This window comes from Pseudomonas sp. B21_DOA (assembly GCA_030544685.1).
GTDB lineage: Bacteria > Pseudomonadota > Gammaproteobacteria > Pseudomonadales > Pseudomonadaceae > Aquipseudomonas > Aquipseudomonas fluorescens_AO.
Window position 1 is genome coordinate 3,320,755 of sequence record CP086683.1, and the last position, 22,656, is coordinate 3,343,410.

Here is a 22,656-nt window from a genome sequence, read left to right on the forward strand (position 1 = left end):
TTATTCCTCTTCACTTTGGAGTCCATCGCTCGGGATCGGCAGGATCGATTTGCTCGCCCGTTTCGTGATTAAACTCACCTAGATGTTTGCCTTGCTTGTTATAGAGTTCTATAGCCCCTGTTTTGCTATCCCATTCATAGATTCGACCTTTCTTGTCTTTCCATCTGCTACGCTTGCCGCCACCACCTTGAACACTGCTTTTGGATTTGACGGGATAGGTATCCGGGAATGCTGGGAGAGTTACGGTAGGCCGGTGATATTTGATGTCACCGCCAAGAGCAGGTCTTGAAAGCACAACGTATAGCGGGCGTACTCCGCAGTCCGCCGGAAAGACCAGAATAAAGTCCTGGTATTCAGGCGGGTAAACCGGATTGACGATGACGTTGTCCGCCTGCTCGGTCGGCGGGAATACCCAAATGTGGGGAACCTGCGGCGCACTTTCCAGCGGCGCAATTGCCGATCCGCGTGACGAGTCTACTGAGGGAGTCCAGAGCAGGGTCGCCCCATTGCCAAAATCTGCGACGTACGAGGCGCCTTGCTTGACGAACTGGACGACGGGAATCATTTCCCAGTCGCTGCGCGTTTGAGTGTTGTATCCGTATCCTTTCAACGTGCCGTCGGGCTGCTGTTCTACATGCAATCGAACCCGAGTCCGAGCCGTCTCAAGCGACTGTAGCTGCTCCTCTGTGTAGAGAGCGCTATCGGCGAGACTCGATGGCCACAGCAGCGCAACCAATCCGAGCAACCCGCCTGCGACGACACCGCCGGTGGCCAGGCTTGTAGTACTTGCGGCGGCAGTGCTAGTGCTCAGACTGCCAGAGCTGCCGAGAGCAAAAGCTCCGATCGACGCTTGCAAACTGGTCGCGCCAATTGCCTTGAGTGCAATATTCCCGGCGGAGTCACGTTCACGCCCCGCTAGCAAGGACAGCGTTCCATAATCCGAAATTTTCCCAACCGGTATAAATCCGGATGGATTGGCATCATTGATGACGCCGTTCGGCAGCTTGCAACTTTTCACAAACACACAGCCACTTAAATTGTGCTGTTGTCGTATGGCCTGATTGCCAAGTCGATCTTCGTGAACCTGCTGCCGCGCCAGCATGTCTTCATAAGCGCCCTGTGCGGCCTCGCGCTCAGCAAGTTCGCTGGCTGTCATGTAGCGGCTGGTGATGTGGTGTCCATCTCCCTCTGGCGGGTTTTGAACCCGGGGATGTCTTTCTTGCGAGCCATGAGCGTCCTTGTCCGCTGTTTAAAAACGAAGCGGACGCTAAAGCAACGAAGAAGTGATGAATGTAGGACGCGTCTGAAAGTGTTGAAGTTGTTAGGACTGCAAGAAGATCAAATCCATGACCAGTCAGGTCAACAAATCGCCTTACCGCCCAAACCGCTCCCGATAAACCGACGGCGGTACGCCCACCACGCTGCGAAACGCCACACGAAAACTTTCCACCGAACGATAGCCGCAGCGTTGGGCGATCTGCTCGGTGTGCTGGTGGGTGCTTTCCAGTAACTCCCGTGCTCGCGCCAGCCGTTCATGTTGCAGCCACGCCTTGGGCGATTGCCCGCTGGCTTCGGTGAAGCGCCGCAAAAACGTGCGCTCGCTCATCGCCGCTTCACTGGCCAGATCGCGGACTTCCAGCGGTTCGTGCAGGCGTTCGCGGGCCCATTGCATGACGCGCGACAGGTCGTTGCGCGGCGTCGCGCTGACCGGGGTGGGAATGAATTGTGCCTGGCCGCCGGTGCGTTGTGGCGACATGACCAGGCGTCTCGCAACAGCGTTGGCGACCTGGGTTCCGAAGTCACGCGTCACGAGGTGCAGGCAGGCGTCGATGCCGGCTGCGCTGCCGGCGGAGGTGATCACCTGACCGGCGTCGACGTAGAGCACGTCCGGATCGACCTCGATCGCCGGGAAGCGTTGCGCCAGTTCACCGGTGTAGCGCCAGTGCGTGCTGGCGCGGCGGCCGTCGAGCAGGCCGCTGGCGGCGAGCACGAACACGCCCGAGCAGATCGACAGCAACCGCGCGCCACGCGCATGGGCCTGACGCAACGCGTCGATCAGCGCAGGCGGTACCGGGGCGTTGCGGTCGCGCCAGCCCGGAATGACGATGGTCCGCGCTGCGGCGAGCAGTTCCAGGCCACCATCGGCCAGCACCTGAATCCCGCCCATAGCGCGCATCGGGCCTTTATCGACCGCGGCAATCGCATGTTCGTACCAAGGGAAGTCGAACTCTGGCCGCGCCAGGCCGAAGATCTCCACGGCGATGCCGAACTCAAACGTGCAGAGGCGATCGTAGGCGAGAATGGCAACCAGATTGGGCTGTGTGGGCATTTGGCGGAAAACTCCCGGTCGGTGTCTTGCGCGCCACTGTAGCGGCAACCGCCGTCTCGATAAAGTTCGTTCATCCCCCACAGACAAAGGAGCAACACAGCATGACCAGCCTGGTTCGCGAAATTCCCGCCGCGCCTTCGGCGGTTGCCCTGATGCATTTCAGCAATCGTCTGACCTTCGAAACCGATTGTTCCGACGTGTTCAGTAGCCACGAGGCCGGGGAGGTCGATTTTGTTCTGGTGGATGTGCGCGGCCCGTTGGCGTTCGACCGCGGCCATGTGCCCGGTGCGATCAATATCCCGACCCGCTTGCTCACGGCAGAGCGCTTGGCCGATTACTCGAAAAACACTTTGTTCGTGGTCTATTGCGCCGGGCCGCATTGCAACGGCGCGAACAAGGCTGCGGTGAAATTTGCCGCGTTGGGCTATCCAGTCAAAGAGATGATCGGCGGCGTCACCGGATGGCTGGATGAAGGTTTCAACCTCAACGCGGCGGCGGTCGCCAACACACCCATCGCCTGCGAATGCTGATCTCTCTGTACGCGCAGCCTTCGGCAGCGCCTGCAGGGAAACGACATTTTTTGCTCTGCAAACAGTCTTGTCCTACAGCCTTCGCACCACCACGGCGCACGCGTTGATCCTCGTCAATGCGTGCGCCGATGTTCTGTAAGTATTTGTCGCTTAAAAACAATTGCCCCCGCGCGCGTCGCCATAGACTGCCGGCCACTTCGGTTTTTGCCGTTAGAACGCCATGACCGAATGCTGAATCGAAAGCTGCCAATAAAAGCCTCCGCACGGGAGTAATAAATGAAAAAGCTAGTGATGTTCGGTGCCCTGGCACTGTCGATGTTGTCCCTGACCGCTGTGGCGGAAGACGCCAAGCCGATCCGCATCGGTATCGAAGCCGGTTACCCGCCATTCTCGATGAAAACCCCTGACGGCAAACTCACTGGTTTTGACGTGGACATCGGCGATGCGCTGTGCGCGCAGATGAAGGTCAAATGCACGTGGGTCGAGCAAGAGTTCGATGGCCTGATCCCGGCACTGAAAGTGAAGAAAATCGACGCGATCCTGTCGTCGATGACCATCACTGACGATCGCAAGAAAAACGTCGATTTCACCATCAAGTACTACCACACCCCGGCGCGCTTCGTGATGAAGGAAGGCTCGGGCGTGAAAGACCCGCTGACCGAACTCAAAGGCAAGAAAGTCGGTGTGCTGCGCGCCAGTACTCACGACCGTTACGCGACCGAAGTGCTGGTTCCGGCCGGGATCGAACTGGTGCGCTACGGCTCGCAGCAGGAAGCCAACCTCGACATGGTGTCCGGGCGTATCGACGCGATGCTGGCTGACTCGGTCAACCTCAGCGACGGTTTCCTGAAAACCGATGCCGGCAAAGGCTTCGAATTCGTCGGCCCGACCTACGAAGACGCCAAATACTTCGGCGGCGGCGCTGGCATTGCCGTGCGCAAGGGCGATACCGCACTGGCTGAGCAATTCAACAAAGCCATCACCGAAATCCGCGCCAATGGCGAGTACAAGAAAGTCCAGGACAAGTACTTCGACTTTGACGTGTACGGCCATTAATACGCCGTGAAAAAAGTGGCCCCGTTTGCGCGGTGGCCATTTTTTTATGTTTTCGTTGTACTGATAGAGATCCATAGTGGGAGCGAGCTTGCTCGCGAATGCGGTTTAACATTCAGCATCTATGGTGGCTGACACATCGCATTCGCGAGCAAGCTCGCTCCCACAAGGATCTTAGTGATCCGGATTTGCCAGATTTCAGGAGTTTTCCATGCAACGCATCGACCACGTTCTGCCCTGGAGCCATTTGGGCAGTGAGCGCTCGCTCAGCGTGTTCCGTTACGGCGCTGGCAGCCGGAAAGTCTATATCCAGGCCAGCCTGCACGCCGATGAACTGCCGGGCATGCGCACCGCATGGGAACTCAAGCTGCGTTTGAACGAACTGGAGCAGCAGGGTCGTTTGCAGGGCGTTATCGAACTGGTGCCGGTGGCCAATCCGATTGGTCTGGATCAGCATCTGCAAGGCAATCACATGGGCCGCTTCGAACTCGGCAGCGGAAAGAATTTCAACCGCGCATTCGTCGAACTCAGCGCCCCGGTCGCGGCGCTGGTTGGCGAGCGTCTGGGCGCGGATGCCGAGGCCAACGTCGCGCTGATTCGCCAGGCCATGGCTCAGGTCTTCGAGGGACTCCCGGCTCCGGCCTCGCAACTGGAAGCCTTGCATCGCCTGTTGCTGCGCCACGCCTGCGACGCCGACATCACCCTCGATCTGCATTGCGATTTCGACGCTGCGATTCACCTCTACGCGCTGCCGCAACACTGGCCGCAGTGGCAGTCTCTTGCGGCGCGACTAAAGGCCGGCGTAGCTTTGCTCTGCGAGGATTCCGGCGGCAGCTCGTTCGATGAATCGTGCTCTACACCGTGGTTGCGTCTGGCCAAAGCATTTCCTCACGCGGCGATTCCGCCGGCGAACCTGGCGACGACGCTTGAGCTGGGCAGCATGGGCGACACTCGTGTCGATCAGGCGCAGGCCAACTGTGAGGCGATTCTGGGCTTTCTCGCCGAGCAGGGCTTCATCAGCGGCGACTGGCCGGCGGCGCCGAGCGAATGTTGTGAAGGTCTGCCGTTTGAAGGCACCGAATACCTGTTCGCCCCGCACCACGGCGTGGTCAGTTACTTGCGCAATGCTGGCGAGTGGGTCGAGCAGGGCGACGCGCTGTTCGAGGTTGTTGACCCGTTGCAGGATCGCGTGACCACCGTGCGCGCCGGCACCAGCGGGGTGCTGTTTGCGATTGATCGCGGGCGTTATACCGAGCCGGGGATCTGGCAGGCGAAAGTGGCGGGGCGGGTGCCTTTTAGAACCGGGAAGCTGACCAACGACTGATGGCTCTTCGCTGAATTTGCTGACCCCATCGCTGGCAAGCCAGCTCCCACAGGGTTGCGGTTGATCTCAAATTTTGGAGACGCCGCAATTCTTGTGGGAGCTGGCTTGCCAGCGATAGCGGCATTAGCCACAGCACAAAATTTGGATCCTCAGCCGGAGGATTGTTAGGCTCCCCGCGAACCCGACACTCTGTGAAGGAAGGCTTTATGTTGAAACTATTCGCCCTGCTGACCCTGCTCGCATCCACCGCCGTCCACGCGCAAACCACCCTGCAATCCGATCTGCCACTCAAGTACCTCGAACTGGTCCACGCCGACGCCGAACCACGTCCGCTGGTGATTTTCCTGCACGGCTACGGCAGTAACGAAGCCGATCTGATCGGCATGAAATTTCAGCTGCCGGCGCAGTACAACTACCTTTCCGTGCGCGCGCCGATGACGTTGGGCGAAGGACGTTACCAGTGGTTTCGCAAGAAGGGCGAAGGTGCCTACAACGGCGAGACCGATGATCTGAAGGTCAGCGGTCAGAAACTGCGCGACTTTATCGCCCAGGCGGCGAGGAAATATCACGCCGCGCCGGACAAGGTTTACCTGATCGGCTTCAGCCAGGGCGCGATGATGAGCTACGAAGTCGGCCTGCGCGCCCCGGCGGCCGTGGGCGGCTTTGCCGCGTTGAGCGGGCGCTTGTTGCCGGTGCTCAAAGCCGAACTCAAGCCTGGCCAACCGCCGCTGCCGCTGAGCATCTTTATCGGCCACGGCACTGCCGATGACCCGGTGCCTTACCGTCACGGCACCGAGGCCAATGCGCTATTGCAGAAACTCGATTACAAGCCCGAGTTTCACGCGTATCCGGGCGTCGGCCACAGCATCAGTTCGGCCGAATTGCGCGATCTGAATGGCTGGTTGCAGCGGCTCAATCCTTGACGATGGCTTTGACCAGGGCATCGTGACCTTTTTGTCGCTGGCGCGGGAAATCACCTGCACCAGCGCCATCTTCGTCCCCGAGCCGGCCAGCAGCGTGGTGTTCAGCGTCTGGCCACCACCCTGGGTGGCGGTGCTGTCAACCTGACGCAGACCCAGGCCGGTACCTTTCTGGGTCAGGCTTTTCTCGCTGAGTTTGTTGAAGTCCGGCAGGGCCTTGCGCTGATCGTCGATGAAACTCGACACGCTGCCGTCAAGAAACTCACCGTCGTTGTCCTTGACGTTCTGCCCAGCCGGGATCTGGTTTTCGGCGGCGATGACCACGGTCTTGGTGGTCTGGTTGGTGTACATCGTGCCCTTGGCCCCGCTCGGGCTGGCGGGCAGCGGGTCAGCGACAAAGCCTTTGGGCAGGACGAAGGCGAATTTGCCGTCGAGCAGCGTAACCTTCTCGGTTTTGACCTTTTCCTTGGCGGCGTGTGCGTTGATCGCGGCGAAACCAGCGATGGCCGCCAGCATCAGGACGACGGCTTTTTTGCTCAACAATGACATGTGAATCTCCGGTGAATGGTCGCGCGAGGCGGGCGATCATCCCACGGAGCGTGCCGGGCGTTCCAGCGCGATTCGTCCGGGCGGTTATTGCGCTTGCGCCTTGGCCACTGGCCGCGCCAGCAGACGCCGGGTCACCCCGAGCATCGCCACCGACACTGCCACGCCTACGACAAAACCGCTGAGGCCCATGCTCGGCAGCGTCAGGGCCGACACCAGGCAGAACGCCGAGAACGAATACATGCCGGTCGCCGTTGCGCGCAATAACGCAGCGGTAAACGCCGGGCCGCGAGTTTGTTGCGAGAACACTGCCATGACGCTGCCGAGCACCGGGAACACCGCGAGCAGGCCGCTCCAGCGTTCGCCGACGGTGCTGGCGAGCATCGTCACCACCAGCGTCAGCGCCGCACCGGCGATCATCCGCCAGATCAGTTTGTCCGACTTCGGTGCTGGCCCGTTCAATATTGGATGCACCTCAGGGAACAGATAAGGCGAAGCGAGCAGTGCCACCGCTGCCGCAATCACCGAGAACGGCAAGGACGCCGGAATCACCGACAACACCGTCGCCAGCGCGGCCCACACCGCCAGTGAAATGGTCAACGCCCACGGCCAGTTCGCCCGCTGCGCCACCTGCGCATAAGTGATGCAGAAAGCGATCATCGCGAACATTGCCGACAGCGCGGCGACCGCCGATTGCGCGGCAAACTGCGGCCCTTGTTCAATCGCCAGAAAGAACAGAATCGGCCCGACCACCACTGGCAATCCTGACAGCCACCCGGCCACGCTCGGCCCCCAACGTTTGCCCGCCAGGGAAATCAGCAGGAGAAAACCGGGAATCAGCAGCAGTTTGAGGATCAGCACGCGGGTGTCTCCGTCGGGTCAGGATGAGCCACGTTAGCACTGCCGATTAAAGATTGCTGCCTATGTTCGCAATTTTTGTATACAAAAATTCAGGCGCGAATCCGGCTATGCTTTGATCATCAGAATGCAGCGGAGACGATACGGCGATGAACAGAACACCGAAGCTCGTACGTGGCTGTTGTGGCATCGGCTTGTGGGCACTGTTGCTGACGCCGACGTGGGCCAATTGGCAGGACGCAGTGCCGGGGGCGCAAATCATCGGCAGCGGCGATTTCAGCGTGTTCGGCTTCGATGTTTACAGCGCGCGGTTGTGGAGTGCCGCGCGGCCTCTGGCGGACGGCCAGCCGTTTGCCCTGGAGCTGATCTACCGGCGCAAAATCTCGCGAGACGATCTGGTCAGCACCAGCGTCGAAGAAATCAAACGCCTTGCCGGTCCCCGGGTCACTTCTGCGCAATTGGCTGGCTGGCAGACGCAAATGCAGCAATCGTTTGTCGACGTGCAGGCCGGCACGCGGATTACCGGTGTGTATCTGCCGGGGCAGGGCGCGCGGTTTTTTGTCGGCCAGAAGCTTCAGCATGAGATCGAGGATCCGCAGTTTGCCAAGGCGTTTTTTGATATCTGGCTGGACCCGCGTACGCGCAGTCCCGAGTTGCGCGAGCAGTTGCTGGGGGTGAAACGATGAGATCAGAAGATCGCAACCTTCGGCAGCTCCTGCAGGACATCGCATTACCCATGTACGAGCTGCCGAAGGCTGCGATCTTTGCTCTTCAAGGCTGTGGGCGAAACGACTAAGCTGCCGGGCTCCCGTGTTTGTTTCTGGATGTGTGCGTGAAATTCAGTTTGCCCAAAATCGCCACCGCGCCGTTTTGCCCGCCGGAAGTCGCCGGTAGCGTCGCGGTCGATCCGACTGCTTCCTTCTTCAAACGTGTGCTGCGTTTTGCCGGCCCCGGTCTGCTGGTGTCGATCGGCTACATGGACCCGGGCAACTGGGCCACCGCGATTGAGGCCGGTTCGCGTTTTGGCTACAGTCTTTTATTCGTCGTGTTGCTGGCGAGTCTGGCCGGCATGGTCGTGCAGTGCCTGTGTTCGCGGCTGGGCATCGCCACTGGTCGCGATCTGGCGCAGTTGTCCCGCGAGCGCTACAGCACGCCGACCGCGCGCCTGCAGTGGCTGCTGGCGGAAATCTCAATCATCGCCACCGACCTCGCCGAAGTGCTCGGCTGCGCTCTCGCGTTTCACTTGCTGCTCGGTTGCTCGCTGACCTTCGGTATCGCTCTGACGGCGTTCGACACGCTGCTGGTGCTGGCCCTGCAGAACCGGGGCTTCCGCCGTCTCGAAGCGATCATGCTGGTGCTGGTCGCGACCATCGGTGTGTGTTTCTTCGTCGAATTGTTGTTGATCAAACCGTACTGGCCAGACGTCGCACTGGGCTTCAAACCTTCGCTGGCGGCCATCGGCGATGCGGCGCCGCTGTATCTGGCCATCGGCATCCTCGGCGCCACAGTGATGCCGCATAACCTGTATCTGCACACCTCGATCGTGCAAACGCGGATGATCGGCAAGGACCTGGCGAGCAAACAGGACGCGGTGAAACTGGCACGCATCGACACCATCGGTTCCCTGGCCCTGGCGCTGCTGGTCAACGCGGCGATCCTGATTCTCGCCGCGGCGGCCTTTCACCAGTCCGGGCACACCGATGTGGTCGACATTCAGGACGCTTATCATCTGCTCGATCCGCTGGTGGGCGGTGCGCTGGCCAGTGTGTTGTTCGGCGTGGCGCTGCTCGCGTCGGGGCAAAGTTCGACCTTCACCGGGACCATCGCCGGGCAGGTCATCATGGAAGGCTATCTGAACCTGCGCATCCCGTGCTGGCAGCGGCGTTTGATCACCCGCGGGCTGGCGCTGATTCCGGCGTTCATCGGCGTATGGCTGCTCGGCGATGGCGCTATCGGCAAGCTGCTGGTGTTGAGCCAGGTAGTGCTCAGCCTGCAACTGCCGTTTGCTTTGTACCCGCTGATTCGCATGACAAACGACCGGCAGTTGATGGGGCCGTTCGTCAATCGCTGGCCCACGCGGGTGCTGGCCTGGGGGCTGTTTGTGTTGATCAGCGGGGCGAACAGTTGGTTGATATTGCAGTGGGCGGTTTGATCACTGAGTTGCGGTGACTGGCAGGGCCTATTCGCGAGCCGGCTCGCTCCCACAAGCCGCAATTCAGATGGCCAGCCGACGAGGGGTCATCCGTCAACTTGTTTCGCGGCGGTCGAGCCTATACTGTATATGCACACAGTAAAGAGCCCGTGCCATGCAAATCATCGACAAGCTCAGCATCCTCGCCGACGCCGCCAAGTACGACGCCTCCTGCGCCAGCAGCGGTGCGCCCAAACGCAGCTCCGAGGGCAAGAACGGGCTAGGTTCGACGGATGGCATGGGCATTTGCCATAGCTACACGCCGGACGGGCGCTGTGTGTCGTTGTTGAAAATCCTGCTGACCAACTTCTGCCTTTACGATTGCCAGTACTGCGTCAATCGCCGTTCCAGTGATGTGCCGCGTGCGCGCTTCACCCCGGAAGAAGTCGTGACGCTGACCATGGATTTCTACCGGCGCAACTGCGTCAGCGGCCTGTTTCTCAGCTCCGGGATCATTCGCTCGGCAGACTACACCATGGAGCAACTGGTGCGCGTCGCCAAGTTGCTCCGCGAAGAGCACGAATTTCGCGGCTACATCCATTTGAAGACCATTCCCGAAGCCGATCCTGCCTTGATCGAAGAAGCCGGGCGTTATGCCGACCGTCTCAGCGTCAACATCGAACTGCCCACCGACGCCAGCCTGCAGACGCTGGCGCCGGAGAAGGACATCACCTCGATCAAGCAAGCGATGAACACCATCTACACCGGCGTGCAAACGGTGTTGAACGAGCCGCGCTCGGCCAAGTTCGCCCCGGCCGGGCAAAGCACGCAATTGATTGTCGGTGCCGATGACACCGATGACAGCACCATCCTGCACAGCGCCCAGTCCCTGTATGGCAACTTCCGTCTGCGCCGGGTTTATTACTCGGCGTTCAGCCCGATCCCCGACAGCCCGAAAAGCGTACCGCTCGCCGCGCCGCCGCTGATGCGCGAGCATCGTTTGTACCAGGCCGATTTCCTCCTGCGCAGCTATGGCTACAGCGCAGATGAATTGCTCAAGGGGCCGGGCAATCTGGCGCTCGACATCGACCCGAAGCTGGCCTGGGCCCTGGAAAATCGCGACGTGTTCCCGCTGGACCTCAACCGTGCCGACGCGTCATTGATCGCACGCATCCCCGGCATTGGCTTGCGCACCACCGAGCGCCTGGTCGAGCTGCGCCGCCAGCGCCGCATCCGTTACGAAGACGTAGCGCGGATGCGCTGTGTGCTGGCCAAGGCCAAGCCGTTCATCATCACCAGCGACTACCATCCGCAGCAGGCGGAAGTCACCAGCCACATGCTCTACCAGCAATTGCGCGACCGGCCGATGCCGCAGCAGATGGGGTTGTGGGGATGATCAGTCTCGATTGCGACGATCTGTTCGACACATGGCGTCAGCAGGCGCGCTGGTTGCTCAGCCATGAAATCGATCCAAGTCTGGTGAGCTGGGCGGCGGAAGGCGTTGGCGATCTGTTTGCCAGTGATGATCACGTGCCGGAAGGGCAGGGGCCGTTTCAGGCGCGTATTCCCCGTGCGCTGCTCGACACCCTCGAGCAAGCGTCGCGCTATCGCGGTGAACAGCGCTGGAGCCTGTTGTATGAAGTGCTCTGGCGCGTCAGTCACGGCGACCGCACGGCGATGATGGCCGGCGATAAACTCGGCAGCGAATTGCAGCGCCGTATCAAACAGGTCAGCCGCGAGGCCCATCATCTGCATGCGTTTGTGCGTTTTATCGAGCGGCCGAAGGATCAGCCCGGTCCACAATACGTGGCGTGGCACGAGCCGGCCCATGACATTCTGCACAGCGCCAGCGCGCACTTCATCGGGCGCATGGGCCAGCATCGCTGGTTGATCGCCACGCCGCGTGACGGCGTTTATTACGACGGCGAGCAATTGATTCACGAACGGCAGTGCCCGATCGAATGGCAGCAACTGGCACAGAACGTCGATGACCCTCACGGCGATTTGTGGTTGACCTACTACAGCCACATCTTCAACCCGGCGCGGTTGAACCCGAAGGTCATGCAAGGGCATTTGCCGGTGCGGTTCTGGAAAAACCTGCCGGAGGGTGAATTGATCCCGGGATTGATTACCCAGGCGCGAATGGGCAAGCAACAGAATGGGCAGGCGAGCGGGATTGCCAGTCGAGCCGGAAAGCGGATTGCTTTGAAATAGAAGATCAAAGATCGCAGCCTTCGGCAGCTCCTACAGAGACCGTGTAGGAGCCGCCGAAGGCTGCGATCTTTTGATTTTTTGATCTTCTGTAGCCCAGCAAAAAGCCCTCCATCAATCACTCAATGGAGGGCTTTCCAACATCAATAACCGTCAATTCAAACCTTGACGATCCAGCCCGCTGGCGCTTCGATGTCGCCGGTCTGTACGCCAGTCAGCTCTTTGTAGAGCTGCTGGGTCACCGGACCTACTTCGGTTTCGCTGTGGAATACATGCAGATGATCGTTGTAGCTGATGCCACCAATCGGCGTGATCACGGCAGCGGTACCGCAGGCACCGGCTTCCTTGAAGTCCGCCAGTTTGTCGATCAGCACGTCGCCTTCAACCACTTCCAGGCCCAGACGCGATTTCGCCAGCTCGATCAGCGACAGGCGGGTGATGCCTGGCAGGACCGATGGCGAGTTCGGGGTGACGAACTTGTTGTCGTGGGTGATTCCGAAGAAGTTGGCCGAACCGACTTCCTCGATCTTGGTGTGGGTCATCGGATCGAGGTAGATCGCGTCGGCGAAGTTGGCTTTCTTGGCTTTCGAGCCCGGCATCAGGCTGGCGGCGTAGTTGCCGCCGACCTTGGCCGCACCGGTGCCTTGTGGGGCCGCGCGGTCGTAGCTGGAGATCTGGAAGTTGTGCGGGGTCAGGCCGCCCTTGAAGTAGGCGCCGACCGGGATGCAAAAGATCGAGAAGATGAACTCGGGTGCGGTGCGTACGCCGATGTTGTCACCAACGCCGATCACGAACGGACGCAGGTACAGCGCGCCGCCGGTGCCGTACGGCGGGATGAAACGCTCGTTGGCGCGAACCACGGCTTTGCAGGCTTCGATGAACTGCTCGGTGTCGACCGTCGGCATCAGCAGGCGCGCGCAGCTGCGCTGCATGCGCAGGGCGTTCTGGTCCGGGCGGAACAGGTTGATCGAGCCGTCCTTGCAGCGATAGGCCTTCATGCCTTCGAAGCACTGCTGGCCATAGTGAAGGGCAGTGGAGCCTTCGCTGATGTGCAGGACGTTATCTTCGGTCAGGGTGCCTTTGTCCCACTCGCCATCGCGGAAGTACGACAGATAGCGCTTGTCGGTCTTGATGTAGTCAAAACCCAGCTTGTCCCAATTGATGCTTTCGTTACCCATGACACCCTCTATCACTGAACAACCGCCGAAACGGTTCAAGGCTTCTGACGTTTTTTGGATGGGCACAACAATACTTCATTCTTGAGCGGTTTCGCAGCTTGTGGCGAGGGATTTATCCCCGCTGGGCTGCGAAACGGCCCCTTTGGCTCAGATATCTGACGTTCGGCGGTGGCCGATTTTGCGGTTGCTGGGCAACCCAGCGGGGATAAATCCCTCGCCACAGCGGCATTCGGCTGCATCTGTCACAGATGCAGCGCATGCCCCAGCGCACGCAATGCCGCTTCCTGCACCGCTTCGCCCAAGGTCGGGTGCGCATGAATGGTGCCGCCGATGTCTTCCAGCCGCGCGCCCATTTCCAGGCTTTGCGCAAACGCCGTCGACAACTCGGAAACCCCAACGCCCACCGCTTGCCAACCGACAATCACATGATTATCCCGACGAGCAACCACGCGCACGAAGCCGCTTTTCGATTCCAGGGTCATCGCCCGGCCGTTGGCGGCGAACGGGAAACTGGAAACGATGCAGTCCAGCCCGGCAGCCTTGGCTTCGTCCGGAGTTCTGCCGACCACCACCAGTTCCGGGTCGGTAAAGCACACGGCAGCGATGGCGGTGGGGTTGAACTCACGGGTTTTGCCGCTGATCAGCTCGGCAACCATCTCGCCTTGGGCCATGGCGCGGTGCGCGAGCATCGGTTCGCCGCTGACATCGCCAATGGCGTAGACATTATGCATGCTGGTCTGGCAACGGCTGTCGATCCTGATCGCCGAACCGTTCATGTCCAGGTTCAGTGCTTCGAGATTGAAGCCTTGAGTGTTGGGTTTGCGCCCGACGGCGACCAGCACCTGATCGGTTTCCAGGTTCAAGGTTTCACCCTCGGGATCGCGCACCTGCAACGTGCCGTCGAAACCCAGAACGCTGTGCTTGAGGTACAGCTTCACGCCCAGTTGCTTCAGCGCTTCATGTACCGGTTGCGTCAGCTCAGCATCGTAGGCGGGAAAGATGCGATCCTGCGCCTCGACCACGCTGACGTCGGCGCCGAGCTTGCGATAGGCAATGCCCAATTCCAGGCCGATGTAACCACCGCCGACCACCACCAGGCGTTTTGGCACGGACGTCGGCGCCAGCGCTTCGGTGGAGGAGATGATCGGCCCGCCAATCGGCAGGATCGGCAGGTTGACGCTGGTCGAACCGGTGGCCAGCACCAGATGCTCGCACTGGATGCGCGTATCGCCGACTTCCACGGTTTTGCCATCGATGATTTTCGCCCAGCCGTTGACAACCTGGACCTTGTTCTTCTTCAGCAGTGCCGCGACGCCAGTGGTCAGGCGATCAACGATGCCGTCCTTCCACTCGACGCTTTTGCTGATATCCAGGGTTGGCGCGGATACGTTGATGCCTAAGGCCGAATGCTGGCTGTGATGCTGCGTCTGGTGAAACTGCTCAGCGACATGAATCAGCGCTTTTGACGGAATGCAGCCGATATTCAGGCAGGTACCGCCCAACGATTGGCCTTCGACCAGAATGGTCGGGATGCCCAGTTGTCCGGCGCGGATCGCGGCGACGTAACCACCAGGGCCGCCGCCGATGATCAGCAGCGTCGTGTTCAGAGATTGCATGCAGGCTTACTCCACAAACAGAGTGGCAGGTTGTTCGAGCAAGCCACGGATGGCCTGGATGAAGAGCGCCGCATCCATGCCATCGACCACGCGGTGATCGAAGGAGCTGGAGAGGTTCATCATCTTGCGGATTACGACTTGGCCTTTGACGACCATCGGCCGCTCGACGATTTTGTTCACGCCGACAATGGCCACCTCCGGCAGATTCAGCACCGGCGTGCTGACAATCCCGCCCAATGCGCCGAGGCTGGTCAGAGTAATGGTCGAACCGGACAGCTCATCGCGGCTGGCCTTGCCATTGCGTGCGGCGTTGGCCAAACGCGAAATTTCCGCGGCGCTGTCCCACAAGCTGCGCGCTTCGGCGTGACGCACCACGGGCACCATCAGGCCGACATCGCTTTGCGTGGCGACGCCGACATGCACCGCGCCGAGACGGGTGATGACTTGCGCTTCGTCGTCGTAACGGGCGTTCATCTGCGGGAAGTCGCGGAGAGCGACAACCAGTGCACGTACCAGGAATGGCAGCAAGGTCAACTTGCCTCGGCTGGCGCCGTGCTTTTCATTGAGATGCGCACGCAGTTCTTCGATCGCGGTAACGTCGATTTCCTCGACGTAGCTGAAATGCGCGGCACGCTGAGTGGCGTCCTGCATGCGCTGAGCGATCTTGCGGCGCATGCCGATCACTTGAATCTGTTCTTCGTCGTTGCGTTGGGCGTAAGCGGCAGCGGCCGGCGCCGAAGCGTTCGACTGACCTTGCGCCAGATAGGTCTCAAGATCCTCATGCAACACGCGACCGGCTGGGCCGCTGCCGCGCACCAGACGCAATTGAATACCCAGATCCAGCGCGTGTTTGCGCACGGCTGGCGAGGCAAGCGGGCGTTCGTCTGGTTCGCGAGCAACCATCGGGCCTTGGCAGGCAGGAGCAGGGGCAGGGCGCGGCGCGGCTGCAACAGGTTTGCTCTCCACGACGGCTTCAACTGTCGGCGCAACAGGCTCTTTCGTAACAACAGGCGCGGCGGACTCTTTAAGGTTGCCTGCACCTTCAACTTCGATGCTGATCAGCACACTGCCGACCGCCATCACTTCACCCGGCTGACCACCGAGCGCAATTACTTTGCCGTGCACTGGCGAAGGAATATCGACCATCGCCTTGTCGGTCATCACATCCGCCAGCACCTGATCTTCAACCACCAGATCGCCCACCTTGACGTGCCACTGCGACAGTTCTACTTCTGCGATGCCTTCGCCGATGTCCGGCATCTTGATAACGTGCGTGCCCATTCAGACCTCCATGACCCGTTTCAACGCCGCACCCACTCGGGACGGCCCTGGGAAATACGCCCACTCTTGCGCGTGCGGGTAGGGCGTGTCCCAACCGGTGACGCGTTCGATCGGCGCTTCCAGGTGATGGAAGCAATGCTCTTGCACCAGCGACACCAGTTCGGCGCCGAAACCGCAGGTGCGCGTGGCTTCGTGAACCACCACGCAACGACCGGTTTTCTTCACCGATTTGACGATGGTGTCCAGATCCAGCGGCCACAGGCTGCGCAGGTCGATGACCTCGGCATCCACGCCTGACTCTTCGGCAGCCACTTGCGACACATAAACGGTGGTGCCGTAAGTCAACACCGTTACATCTTTGCCCGGACGAGTGATGGCGGCGACATCCAGCGGCACGGTGTAATAGCCATCCGGCACTTGCGCGGCAGGGTGTTTCGACCACGGGGTTACCGGACGGTCGTGATGGCCATCGAACGGGCCGTTGTACAGGCGTTTCGGCTCGAGGAAGATCACCGGGTCATCGTTTTCGATGGAGGCAATCAACAGGCCTTTGGCGTCATACGGGTTGGACGGCATGACGGTGCGCAGACCGCAGACCTGAGTGAACATAGCCTCGATGCTCTGGCTGTGGGTCTGGCCGCCGTAGATGCCGCCGCCGCACGGCATGCGCAGGGTCATCGGCGCGGTGAACTCACCGGCCGAGCGATAACGCAGGCGTGCCGCTTCGGAAATGATCTGGTCGGAGGCGGGGTAGACGTAGTCGGCGAACTGGATTTCGGCAACCGGACGCAAACCGTAGGCGCCCATGCCGACGGCCACGCCGACGATGCCGCTTTCCGAGATCGGCGCGTCGAACACCCGCGAGGTGCCGTACTTGGTCTGCAGGCCTTCGGTGCAGCGGAACACGCCGCCGAAGTAGCCGACGTCCTGACCGAAGACGACGACGTTGTCATCGCGCTCAAGCATCACATCCATGGCCGAGCGCAGGGCCTGGATCATGGTCATGGTGGTCGTGGTCATGGCGGTTTCCAACTGAATATTGTTGTTGTGATCGTTCATGTCAGATCCCCAACTGCTGACGCTGGCGCTTCAAGTGCTCCGGCATCTCTTTGTAGACGTCTTCGAACATGGTCGCGGCGCTCGGAATCTGGCCGCCGGCGAGGGTGCCGTACTGTTCGGCCTGTTTCTGCGCGGCGATCACTTCGGCTTCGAGTTCGGCGCTAACGGCGGCGTGCTCTTCTTCGGACCAGTGGCCGGCCTTGATCAGGTGCTGTTTCAGGCGCGCAATCGGATCGCCGAGAGGAAGTGGCTCCAGTCATCGGCAGGGCGGTATTTGGAAGGATCATCGGAAGTCGAGTGCGGGCCGGCGCGGTAGGTGACCCATTCGATCATGGTCGGGCCGAGATTGCGCCGGGCGCGTTCGGCAGCCCAGGCGGAAGCGGCATAGACCGCGTAGAAGTCATTGCCGTCGACACGCAGCGAAGCGATGCCGCAACCGACGCCGCGTCCAGCGAAAGTCGTAGCCTCACCGCCAGCAATGGCCTGGAAGGTGGAAATTGCCCACTGGTTGTTGACGACGTTGAGGATCACCGGCGCGCGGTATACGTGGGCGAAGGTCAGGGCGGTGTGGAAGTCGGATTCGGCGGTGGCGCCGTCACCGATCCACGCCGAGGCGATTTTGGTGTCGCCCTTGATCGCCGAAGCCATGCCCCAGCCGACACCCTGAATGAACTGGGTGGCGAGGTTGCCGGAAATGGTAAAGAAACCGGCGTCCTTGACCGAGTACATGATTGGCAACTGGCGGCCCTTGAGCGGGTCGCGCTCGTTGGACAGCAGTTGGCAGATCAGGTCGACCAGCGGCACATCGCGGGCCATCAGGATGCTTTGCTGGCGGTAGGTCGGGAAGCACATGTCATCAATGTTAAGCGCCAACGCCTGGGCGCTGCCGATGGCTTCTTCGCCGAGGCTCTGCATGTAGAACGACATCTTTTTCTGGCGCTGGGCGACGACCATGCGGTTGTCGTAGATGCGCGTCTTGAGCATCGCGCGCATGCCTTTGCGCAGGATCTCGACCGGCACGTTTTCAGCCCATGGGCCGAGGGCGTTGCCCTGATCGTCGAGCACGCGAATCAGGCCCCGGGCGAGGTCGGCGGTGTCGGCAGGTTCTACATCGATTGGAGGTTTGCGCACCGTACCGGCATCGGTCAGATGCAGGTAGGAAAAGTCGGTTTTACAGCCGGGACGGCCCGAGGGTTCAGGGACGTGCAGGCGCAGCGGTTCATACGCTTGGGTCATGGCTTCTACGCTCGATCTTGTGAATATCTTGTAGTGAGCTGGCAGTCATTCCTGGGTAGAGGAAATCTTGTCCTACAACAATCATAGGCGCGGCCAAGAAGAATATTTCTCTGTGTTTCGTTGCGCTGGCGACCATTTGCAGATAGAAATTCTGCATAAACATAAAAAACAGGTGGTTTTGTCTCATGCGCAAACTGGACCGTACCGATATCGGCATTCTCAACAGCCTTCAGGAGAACGCGCGCATCACCAACGCCGACCTCGCCCGCTCGGTGAACCTGTCGCCGACGCCATGCTTCAATCGGGTCAAGGCCATGGAAGAATTGGGCCTGATTCGCGAACAGGTCACGCTGCTGGATGCCGATCTGCTGGGGCTGCATGTGAATGTGTTCATTCACGTCAGCCTGGAGAAACAGGTGGAAGAGGCGCTGCAGCATTTCGAGGAAGCGATCTCGGATCGCCCCGAGGTCATGGAGTGCTATCTGATGGCCGGCGATCCGGATTATCTGATCCGCGTGCTGGTGCCGAGCATCCAGTCGCTGGAACGCTTCATGATGGATTTTCTGACCAAGGTGCCGGGGTGGCGAACATCCGCTCCAGCTTTGCCCTCAAGCAGGTGCGCTACAAAACTGCGCTGCCCTTGCCGGCCAATGGATTGACGTTAGGCACCTGAGCGGCCCGGCAGACCTGACGACGGCGGGCCGGCGTATTCCCCAGCGGAATATCCCCCATGAAATCATTGGATTTTTCTTCTGTTCGCTCATGGCGTAGCGTGCCCGTGAAGGACAAGGAGAATCACCATGACTCAACCCGCCATCGATCCCGCCGGCAAATTCGACAACTCCAGAGCCAATGAATACGCCAGGCAAAGCCGGATTGCCCTGGCCGGCTACGATGCCTGTCACGATCTTTCCGCCTGCATGCTGGCCGCCAGCCTCGGCCCGTCGCGTCCGGCAAAAGTGCTAGTGGTGGGCGCAGGTGGCACGGCGCAGGAAATCATCGCCATGGCCGCGCTGGAGCCAAGCTGGAATTTCACCGCAGTCGATCCTTCCGAGCCGATGCTGGGTGCCGCCACCGAGCACTTGCGCGCCAATGATCTGTTGCACAGAACCCGAATACATCTCGGCCATGTCGAAGACTTGCCGGCAGACGCGTCCTTCGATGCCGCGACGCTGATCGGCGTGCTGCATCACTTGGGCGGCGACACGGCCAAGCAACAGATCCTGCAATCCATTCACGCCCGGCTCAAACCCGGCGCGCCGTTGATCGTCGCCGGTAATCATTACGCTTACGAAAGTCAGCCGTTGCTGCTCCAAGCCTGGAGCCAGCGCTGGCGACAGCAGGGCGCCACCGCCGAGGAGGTGCAGGCGAAACTCGGGAAGATTTTGCAGGGCGCTGATCCGCCGCACTCGGAGGCGGCGGTTCAGGCGTTGTTGCATGACGAGGGGTTCGGTGAGGCGACGCGGTTTTTCAGCAGTCTGTTCTGGGGCGCCTGGCTGACATGCAGAGTCGCTTGAGCCGCGCCGTTTGACTATGCCTCCGTCCAGTCCAGTGCTGCGGTTTCGCGCCACTTCACATCAGTGATGCCGTAGCGCTCGGCCTGGGGTTTGGAAACGACTTTCAACGGCGGTTTGCCCGGTTTTGGAATCGGCGCAATACCGGCGTCACAGCTCGCCCAATGCCAAGCGTCGGCGTTGCGCATACTCTTGGCGCGGATGACGAATGATTTTGGCTGGTCGTGCAGTTTGTATTCGATGACGAAAATATCGGTGCTACGCATGAGTTCCTCCTTACGCTCATACGTAAATGATTTTGTCCGACAAAAAAATTCAAAGGATTTTCTGATCAGGTGATCAGCGAAACGAAACGCTCTGGAACGCGGTTCTCCAAGGATTCTCAGGAGCCGGAAAACCTTGCCGGCGCAGACACTTAAAGTCTCCCGCAACAGCTTCGTCCGGCAAGTGCCGGGCGAAGCTTTTTCAGACCCGCAATCAGTAATCCCAGATCGCCGGAATCCAGCGGAACGCATCGCCATTGACCGCCACTCGGCCCACCGATGGGAAGGCCAGATGCGTGGCGACGAACAGTTCGCCGCTGGCGGCGGCTTCCCTGAGCATGCGCACTCGGACTTCCACCGATTTCGCCGGATCGTGTTCGAAACCGTTGTGCCAATCAGGATGATCGAACGCCACCGGGAACAGCGCATCACCGGCGAAGGTAAGGCGCTCGCCGCCGGAGTTGACGTAGACCACGCAGTGGCCAGGCGTATGCCCGCCGGTGAGTTTGGCGACTACGCCGGGAGCAACCTGGCATTCGTCTTCAAAGATCTGCAGCTTGCTTTCATAGTGATCGATGAACGCGTTGGCAGTGCTGCGCAGGACGTCCGGCACAGGCGCGGGCATGTCGGTGTAGGTGAAGTCCGGCGTGGTCCAGAAATTCACTTCGGCGGCGGTGACGTGGATACGCACGTCTTCACGCAGACGACTTTTCACCGAGTCGACCAGCAGGCCGCCGATGTGGTCCATGTGCATGTGGGTGATGACGATATCGGTGATATCAGCGAGGTCCACCCCGGCAGCGGCCAGGCGCTTGGGAAACTGCCCGGCGCGCGGGAAACCGGGGAACTGGCCACCGAGACCGGCGTCGACGAGGATGACTTGCTCGCCGCTGCGCACCACCAGCACGTTGAGCGCCCAGTCGAACGCATCGGGGCCCAGGTACATTTCCTTGAACCAGGCGGCTCGGTCGGCGGGATCGGCGTTGGTCGACATGGTCTGGGTCGGCAACGGCAGCACGCCATCACTGATCACCATCACATCGATGTCGCCCAGGCGCAGAGCGTAGCGCGACGGCACCAGTTCTTCGCTCGGGCTTTGCAGGGCTACCGCGCGGTTGGCGGTGAAGGAATCCAGATGCAGGGTCATGGTGTTCTCCTTGTTCTCAGGGCTAAAACGCAGGGTGAAATCAGGCGACCGGGATCAGCGGGTCGGCGGCTGCGAGGGCAACGCGACGATCGGCGGCGGGCGGGTAGATCCACACCGTGTTGATTTGCGTCTTCAACTCTTTGGCTTCAGCCTTGACCAGTTTCAACTGACGATCCCAGCCTTCGGTGTACACCGCGCCCCAGGCGCCCAGATCCAGGCAAGTCACGTACTTGGGCTGGCGGTACATTGTCGGGGCAACACCGAGCAGATCGGCGGCGGCGTTGTTGCCGGCATAACGGCCCAGGCTGATCGCATGCTGGCAAGACATTGCCGCGTAATTGCCGAGGTCATCAGTGGCCGCGCGAGCGACATCACCGGCGGCAAATACATGATCGATGCCTTGCACCTTCAGGTTGCCGTCGACATGCAGGCGGCCTTGGCCATCGCGTTCGGCGTCGAGTTGTTCAGTGAGCGGGCTGGCGCGGAAACCTACGGTCCAGATCACGGTGTGGCTTTCGATGTGGCGGCCATCGGCGAGGGTGACGCCATTGGCATCCACGGCAGCAACGCTGGCGTCGACGATCCATTCGATACCCAATTCATTGGACGCCTCGATGATCGATGGACGAATACCGTCGCCCATGGTCGCGGCGATGTCCTTGCTGCGATCGACAATGATCACGCGCAGATCTTGATCCTCACCGAGAATCGCGCGCAGGCGCGCCGGCATTTCCGTCGCGGTTTCAATCCCGGTGAAACCACCACCGGCGACCACCACGGTGTTGCGCGCAACGCTGGCCGGTTGGTCGGCGAGGGCGATGAGATGGCGTTCCAGACGCGCCGAGGATTCGATCTGATCGACATCGAACGCATGCTCCTTGAGGCCTGGAACCGGCGGCCGTGCGAGCTGGCTGCCGCTGGCGAGAACCAGCCGGTCGTAGCTCAGTTGACCCGGACGCCCGGCCTCGTCGCGGTAACCGATTAGGCGCGCCTCGGCGTCGATGCTGTCAGCGGTGCCTTTGACGAAACGCACACCCACCGCATCGAACAGCGCGTCGAGCGGCGCGTACATACTGTGCACATCCGGCTCGTAGAAACGTGGGCGAATGCGCAATTCGGCTTGCGGGGCGAGCAAGGTGATCTCGACATCCTGACGGTCATGCATATCCAGCAAACGCGCAGCGCTCAGCGCACTCCACAGCCCGCCGAACCCCGCACCGATCACCAATAATTGCTGTTTCATAATGTGCTCCCTGACGCTGATGGATGGATGACACCCGAGCCCGACGCGGACTCTGGCGTGACGATCACTGGCCGCCGCAACTGGTTGCCGTACTGCCTGGCGCTCAATCGTTCGCTGTCGAAAGCCATGCTAGGGCGGGAGGCTGCGGGCGCAGTTGTCCATCGGTGTGCGTGGGGTACGCATGGGTGGAAGAGGGGTATACGAAGGTATGGGGGGC

Annotated in this window: 19 protein-coding genes and 3 pseudogenes; 10 read left to right on the plus strand and 12 right to left on the minus strand. The window is 60.6% G+C overall.

The features are described from left to right. Nucleotides 1-10: 10 nt before the first annotated feature. The gene (locus LJU32_15265; protein ID WKV87168.1) at nt 11-1,156 is read right to left on the minus strand and encodes an S-type pyocin domain-containing protein; all 1,146 of its coding nucleotides are present in this window, start codon (nt 1,154-1,156) and stop codon (nt 11-13) included. A 216-nt stretch (nt 1,157-1,372) separates the two neighbouring features. Further along, complete coding sequence (gene ftrA, locus LJU32_15270) at nt 1,373-2,329, minus strand: transcriptional regulator FtrA (GenBank protein ID WKV87169.1); 957 nt, start codon at nt 2,327-2,329, stop codon at nt 1,373-1,375. A 101-nt stretch (nt 2,330-2,430) separates the two neighbouring features. Here ftrA and LJU32_15275 point away from each other — a divergent pair, with 101 nt between their 5' ends. The 4 genes from LJU32_15275 to LJU32_15290 all read left to right on the plus strand — a co-directional run bounded on the left by LJU32_15275 (nt 2,431) and on the right by LJU32_15290 (nt 6,159). Then, complete coding sequence (locus tag LJU32_15275) at nt 2,431-2,859, plus strand: rhodanese-like domain-containing protein (GenBank protein ID WKV87170.1); 429 nt, start codon at nt 2,431-2,433, stop codon at nt 2,857-2,859. A gap of 276 nt (nt 2,860-3,135) precedes the next feature. Then, nucleotides 3,136-3,915, plus strand: coding sequence for an ABC transporter substrate-binding protein (locus tag LJU32_15280; protein ID WKV87171.1), 780 nt, complete (start codon nt 3,136-3,138; stop codon nt 3,913-3,915). Between the two features lie 208 nt (nt 3,916-4,123). Then, nucleotides 4,124-5,236, plus strand: a complete 1,113-nt coding sequence (locus LJU32_15285; protein WKV87172.1) for a M14 family metallopeptidase — start codon at nt 4,124-4,126, stop codon at nt 5,234-5,236. Nucleotides 5,237-5,442: 206 nt separating this feature from the next. After that, nucleotides 5,443-6,159, plus strand: coding sequence for a prolyl oligopeptidase family serine peptidase (locus LJU32_15290; GenBank protein WKV87173.1), 717 nt, complete (start codon nt 5,443-5,445; stop codon nt 6,157-6,159). On the opposite strand, the pseudogene LJU32_15295 reads toward LJU32_15290, so the two are convergent. Both LJU32_15295 and LJU32_15300 read right to left on the minus strand, forming a co-directional pair. Beyond that, a pseudogene (locus LJU32_15295) lies at nt 6,149-6,705 on the minus strand (hypothetical protein). The gene LJU32_15290 and the pseudogene LJU32_15295 overlap by 11 nt on opposite strands. An 84-nt stretch (nt 6,706-6,789) precedes the next feature. After that, nucleotides 6,790-7,563, minus strand: a complete 774-nt coding sequence (locus tag LJU32_15300) for a hypothetical protein (GenBank protein WKV87174.1) — start codon at nt 7,561-7,563, stop codon at nt 6,790-6,792. 146 nt (nt 7,564-7,709) lie between these two features. On the opposite strand from LJU32_15300, the gene LJU32_15305 reads away from it, so the two are divergent. From LJU32_15305 to LJU32_15320, 4 genes are all read left to right on the plus strand, one after another. Then, complete coding sequence (locus LJU32_15305; GenBank protein ID WKV87175.1) at nt 7,710-8,246, plus strand: chalcone isomerase family protein; 537 nt, start codon at nt 7,710-7,712, stop codon at nt 8,244-8,246. Between the two features lie 146 nt (nt 8,247-8,392). After that, nucleotides 8,393-9,712, plus strand: coding sequence for an Nramp family divalent metal transporter (locus LJU32_15310; protein ID WKV87176.1), 1,320 nt, complete (start codon nt 8,393-8,395; stop codon nt 9,710-9,712). A 154-nt stretch (nt 9,713-9,866) separates the two neighbouring features. Further along, nucleotides 9,867-11,087: a putative DNA modification/repair radical SAM protein gene (locus tag LJU32_15315; GenBank protein WKV87177.1), complete on the plus strand. Its 1,221-nt coding sequence runs from the start codon at nt 9,867-9,869 to the stop codon at nt 11,085-11,087. Then, entirely contained in the window at nt 11,084-11,905 is an 822-nt protein-coding gene (locus tag LJU32_15320) for a TIGR03915 family putative DNA repair protein (protein WKV87178.1), read from the plus strand. The genes LJU32_15315 and LJU32_15320 overlap by 4 nt, the downstream gene beginning before the upstream one ends. Nucleotides 11,906-12,060: 155 nt before the next feature. On the opposite strand, the gene LJU32_15325 is transcribed toward LJU32_15320, so the two are convergent. The 5 genes and pseudogenes from LJU32_15325 to LJU32_15345 all read right to left on the minus strand — a co-directional run bounded on the left by LJU32_15325 (nt 12,061) and on the right by LJU32_15345 (nt 18,272). Then, complete coding sequence (locus tag LJU32_15325) at nt 12,061-13,080, minus strand: branched-chain amino acid aminotransferase (GenBank protein WKV87179.1); 1,020 nt, start codon at nt 13,078-13,080, stop codon at nt 12,061-12,063. A 242-nt stretch (nt 13,081-13,322) separates the two neighbouring features. Beyond that, entirely contained in the window at nt 13,323-14,696 is a 1,374-nt protein-coding gene (lpdA, locus tag LJU32_15330; GenBank protein ID WKV87180.1) for a dihydrolipoyl dehydrogenase, read from the minus strand. A gap of 6 nt (nt 14,697-14,702) precedes the next feature. After that, nucleotides 14,703-15,977, minus strand: coding sequence for a 2-oxo acid dehydrogenase subunit E2 (locus tag LJU32_15335; protein ID WKV87181.1), 1,275 nt, complete (start codon nt 15,975-15,977; stop codon nt 14,703-14,705). Continuing rightward, on the minus strand, nt 15,978-17,036 hold the full coding sequence (locus LJU32_15340; GenBank protein ID WKV87182.1) for an alpha-ketoacid dehydrogenase subunit beta: 1,059 nt from the start codon (nt 17,034-17,036) through the stop codon (nt 15,978-15,980). Nucleotide 17,037: 1 nt separating this feature from the next. After that, nucleotides 17,038-18,272: pseudogene (locus tag LJU32_15345) on the minus strand (3-methyl-2-oxobutanoate dehydrogenase (2-methylpropanoyl-transferring) subunit alpha). A 185-nt stretch (nt 18,273-18,457) separates the two neighbouring features. Here LJU32_15345 and bkdR point away from each other — a divergent pair. After that, nucleotides 18,458-18,945, plus strand: a pseudogene (gene bkdR, locus LJU32_15350) (Bkd operon transcriptional regulator BkdR). Nucleotides 18,946-19,072: 127 nt separating this feature from the next. Continuing rightward, the gene (locus tag LJU32_15355) at nt 19,073-19,789 is read left to right on the plus strand and encodes a class I SAM-dependent methyltransferase (protein WKV87183.1); all 717 of its coding nucleotides are present in this window, start codon (nt 19,073-19,075) and stop codon (nt 19,787-19,789) included. Between the two features lie 14 nt (nt 19,790-19,803). Here LJU32_15355 and LJU32_15360 read toward each other — a convergent pair whose 3' ends face one another. The 3 genes from LJU32_15360 to LJU32_15370 form a co-directional block, all read right to left on the minus strand. Beyond that, entirely contained in the window at nt 19,804-20,052 is a 249-nt protein-coding gene (locus LJU32_15360; protein ID WKV87184.1) for a hypothetical protein, read from the minus strand. 211 nt (nt 20,053-20,263) lie between these two features. Continuing rightward, nucleotides 20,264-21,196 (minus strand): MBL fold metallo-hydrolase, encoded by a 933-nt coding sequence (locus LJU32_15365; GenBank protein WKV87185.1) that lies wholly within the window; start codon nt 21,194-21,196, stop codon nt 20,264-20,266. Between the two features lie 40 nt (nt 21,197-21,236). Continuing rightward, nucleotides 21,237-22,439, minus strand: a complete 1,203-nt coding sequence (locus LJU32_15370; protein WKV87186.1) for an NAD(P)/FAD-dependent oxidoreductase — start codon at nt 22,437-22,439, stop codon at nt 21,237-21,239. Nucleotides 22,440-22,656 lie beyond the last annotated feature (217 nt).